The sequence below is a fragment of the Streptococcus sp. HMSC071D03 genome (assembly GCF_001812125.1).
Lineage (GTDB): Bacteria > Bacillota > Bacilli > Lactobacillales > Streptococcaceae > Streptococcus > Streptococcus pseudopneumoniae_N.
This window is the reverse complement of sequence record NZ_KV807814.1, coordinates 1-539: the sequence shown is the minus strand read 5'-3', so window position 1 is coordinate 539 and position 539 is coordinate 1. Positions and strand designations below refer to the sequence as shown.

5 tRNA genes are annotated in these 539 nt (G+C 50.6%); all 5 read right to left on the bottom strand.

The features are described from left to right. Positions 1 to 73: 73 nt before the first annotated feature. Positions 74 to 157: transfer RNA gene (locus tag HMPREF2837_RS09670), tRNA-Leu, on the bottom strand. Positions 158 to 166: 9 nt separating this feature from the next. Further along, positions 167 to 238, bottom strand: a tRNA-Gln gene (locus tag HMPREF2837_RS09665). A 12-nt stretch (positions 239 to 250) separates the two neighbouring features. Continuing rightward, positions 251 to 323: transfer RNA gene (locus tag HMPREF2837_RS09660), tRNA-His, on the bottom strand. Positions 324 to 337: 14 nt separating this feature from the next. Beyond that, positions 338 to 408, bottom strand: a tRNA-Trp gene (locus tag HMPREF2837_RS09655). Positions 409 to 413: 5 nt separating this feature from the next. Beyond that, positions 414 to 494: transfer RNA gene (locus HMPREF2837_RS09650), tRNA-Tyr, on the bottom strand. Positions 495 to 539 lie beyond the last annotated feature (45 nt).

The following is a 539-nucleotide window of genomic DNA, read 5'->3' as shown; positions in this document are numbered from 1 at the left end:
CCTAACGGAGCGAGACGGACTGAAAGTCGCATAAAGAAAAAGACAAGATTTGAAAACCTTGTCTTTAATACTATACCGGCGGCCGGGGTCGAACCGGCACGTCCTTGCGGACACTGGATTTTGAGTCCAGCGCGTCTGCCAATTCCGCCACGCCGGCAAAGTATAACTGGGGTAGCTGGATTCGAACCAACGCATGAGGGAGTCAAAGTCCCTTGCCTTACCGCTTGGCTATACCCCAATAATATAAATAGGCGAGTGAGGGGAATCGAACCCCCGAATGTCAGAGCCACAATCTGATGTGTTAACCACTTCACCACACCCGCCATAATTTAACTAACACGGGCAGTAGGAATTGAACCCACACTGAAGGTTTTGGAGACCTTAGTTCTACCTTTAAACTATGCCCGTAACTATGGAAGGGGAGGGATTCGAACCCCCGAACCCGAAGGAGCGGATTTACAGTCCGCCGCGTTTAGCCTCTTCGCTACCCTTCCAAAATATTTAAATGGCGCGAGACGGAATCGAACCGCCGACACATG